General features: G+C 43.5%; 1 pseudogene. It reads right to left on the bottom strand.

The window, feature by feature from the left end:
- Positions 1 to 3,305, bottom strand: a pseudogene (locus TZ96_RS10810) (hypothetical protein); the annotation flags it as partial.

Raw genomic sequence — 3,305 nt, 5'->3', positions numbered from 1 at the left:
AAGTTGCTTGGATCTGTAACTGGGGTTACTGATGGATCCTTAACAGATTTATCAGATGATTTCTTAACTGTCTTATCTGCTGGGATAACGGCTGTTGTGCCATCTGGGTAAGTTACAGTTGTTGTACCGTCGTTACCAACTTCTACCTTACTTACTGTAGGGTTTGATTTCTTAACTTCTTCTGCTACTTTACCTTTTTCCGCATCAGTCAAGTTGCTTGGATCTGTAACTGGGGTTACTGATGGATCCTTAACAGATTTATCAGATGATTTCTTAACTGTCTTATCTGCTGGGATAACGGCTGTTGTGCCATCTGGGTAAGTTACAGTTGTTGTACCGTCGTTACCAACTTCTACCTTACTTACTGTAGGGTTTGATTTCTTAACTGCTTCTGCTATTTTACCTTTTTCCGCATCAGTCAAGTTGCTTGGATCTGTAACTGGGGTTACTGATGGATCCTTAGTACCTTTATCATCTGATTTCTTAACTGTCTTATCTGCTGGAATAACGGCTGTTGTACCATCTGGGTAAGTTACAGTTGTTGTACCATCGTTGTCAACCTTAACGTCAGTCACGGTTGGGTTTGATTTCTTAACTGCTTCCGCTACTTTACCTTTTTCGGCATCAGTCAAGTTGCTTGGATCTGTAACTGGGGTTACTGATGGATCCTTAACGGCTTTATCATCTGATTTCTTAACTGTCTTAGCTGCTGGGATAACGGCTGTGGTGCCATCTGGGTAAGTCACTGTGGTTGTTCCATCTTTACCTACTTCAACATCTTTAGCTGTTGGGTTAGATTTCTTAACTTCATCAGCTACCTTAGCTTTCTCAGCATCAGTCAAGTTGCTTGGATCTGTAACTGGGGTTACTGATGGATCCTTAACAGCTTTATCATCTGATTTCTTAACTGTCTTAGCTGCTGGGATTACGGCTGTGGTGCCATCTGGGTAAGTCACTGTAGTTGTTCCATCTTTACCTACTTCAACATCTTTAGCTGTTGGGTTAGATTTCTTAACTTCATCAGCTACCTTAGCTTTCTCAGCATCAGTCAAGTTGCTTGGATCTGTAACTGGTGTTACAGCTGGATCCTTAACAGCTTTATCATCTGATTTCTTAACTGTCTTAGCTGCTGGGATTACGGCTGTGGTGCCATCTGGGTAAGTCACTGTAGTTGTTCCATCTTTACCTACTTCAACATCTTTAGCTGTTGGGTTAGATTTCTTAACTTCATCAGCTACCTTAGCTTTCTCAGCATCAGTCAAGTTGCTTGGATCTACAACTGGTGTTACAGCTGGATCCGTTACGACTTTATCATCTGATTTCTTAACTGTCTTATCTGCTGGAATAACAGCTGTTGTGCCATCTGGGTAAGTTACAGTTGCGGTACCGTCGTTACCAACTTCTACCTTGCTTACTGTAGGATTTGATTTCTTAACTTCGTCGGCTACTTTAGCTTTTTCGGCATCTGTTAGAGATGATGGGTTAGCTACTGGTGTGACTGATGGAGTCTTAACTACTTTATCAACTGCTGTCGCTTGAGCTGGATCACTTGCGTCTGATGTTTGACCATCTTTCGTTGCTTTAACAGTTACTGGGCCTGCTGGAATATCAACGGTTGGTGTAATAGTTGCTTTACCAGTGTTATCAGCTGTACCTTCACCAATCTTGTTGCCATCTTTATCGTAGAGGGCTACTGTAGATCCTGGTTCTGCTGTCACTTCAACTGGTGTCTTAGTGCCGGCTTTACCTGTGAGATCTGTATCGACAACTGGTTTGCTTGGTTTCGCTGGAGTTGCTGCTGTGGCTTGAGCTGGATCGCTCACTTCTGATGTTTGACCATCTTTAGTAGCTTTAGCAGTCACATTACCTGCTGGAAGGTCTACCGTTGGAGTGATGCTTGCTTTACCATCTGCTCCTGCTGTTGCTTCACCAATCTTGTTACCGTCTTTATCGAACAACTCAACTGTAGTTCCTGGTTCTGCTGTCACTTCAACTGGTGTCTTAGTACCGGCTTTACCTGTGAGGTCTGTGTTCACAACTGGTTTGCTTGGTTTAGCTGGTGTTTCTGGCTCTTTAGCTGTTGCTGGAACCGGATCACTTGCTTCTGGTGTTTGACCATCCTTGGTTGCTACAACCGTCACATTTCCTTCTGGAATATCAACTGTTGGTGTAATAGTTGCTTTACCATTTTCATCAGCTGTTGCTTCACCAATCTTGTTACCATCTTTATCATACATTTCAACCTTAGATCCTGGTTCCGCTGTCACTTCAACTGGTGTCTTAGTGCCCGCTTTGCCTGTGAGGTCTGTTGTAATTTCTGGTTGAATTGGTGTTGTTGGAGTTGCTACTGTAGCTTGAACTGGATCGCTCACTTCTGATGTTTTACCATCTTTAGTAGCTTTAGCAGTTACATTACCTTCTGGAAGGTCTACCGTTGGAGTAATGATAGCTTTACCATCTGCTCCTGCTGTTGCTTCACCAATCTTGTTACCGTCTTTATCGAACAACTCAACTGTAGTTCCTGGTTCTGCTGTCACTTCAACTGGTGTCTTAGTACCGGCTTTACCTGTGAGGTCTGTGTTCACAACTGGTTTGCTTGGTTTAGCTGGTGTTTCTGGCTCTTTAGCTGTTGCTGGAACCGGATCACTTGCTTCTGGTGTTTGACCATCCTTGGTTGCTACAACCGTCACATTTCCTTCTGGAATATCAACTGTTGGTGTAATAGTTGCTTTACCATTTTCATCAGCTGTTGCTTCACCAATCTTGTTGCCATCTTTATCATACATTTCAACCTTAGATCCTGGTTCCGCTGTCACTTCAACTGGTGTCTTAGTGCCCGCTTTGCCTGTGAGGTCTGTTGTAATTTCTGGTTGAATTGGTGTTGTTGGAGTTGCTGCTGTGGCTTGAACTGGATCACTTGCGTCTGATGTTTGACCATCTTTCGTTGCTTTAACAGTTACTGGGCCTGCTGGAATATCAACTGTTGGGGTAATAGTTGCTTTACCAGTGTTATCAGCTGTTGCTTCACCAATCTTGTTGCCATCTTTATCGTAGAGGGCTACTGTTGATCCTGGTTCTGCTGTCACTTCAACTGGTGTCTTAGTGCCGGCTTTACCTGTGAGATCTGTATCGACAACTGGTTTGCTTGGTTTCGCTGGAGTTGCTGCTGTGGCTTGAACTGGATCACTTGCGTCTGATGTTTGACCATCTTTCGTTGCTTTAACAGTTACTGGGCCTGCTGGAATATCAACTGTTGGGGTAATAGTTGCTTTACCAGTGTTATCAGCTGTTGCTTCACCAATCTT

It is taken from the genome of Streptococcus infantis (genome assembly GCF_000963255.1).
Taxonomy (GTDB): Bacteria; Bacillota; Bacilli; order Lactobacillales; family Streptococcaceae; genus Streptococcus; species Streptococcus nidrosiense.
Note: the sequence above shows the minus strand (reverse complement) of the source record. Positions and strands in the feature narration are given on the sequence as shown.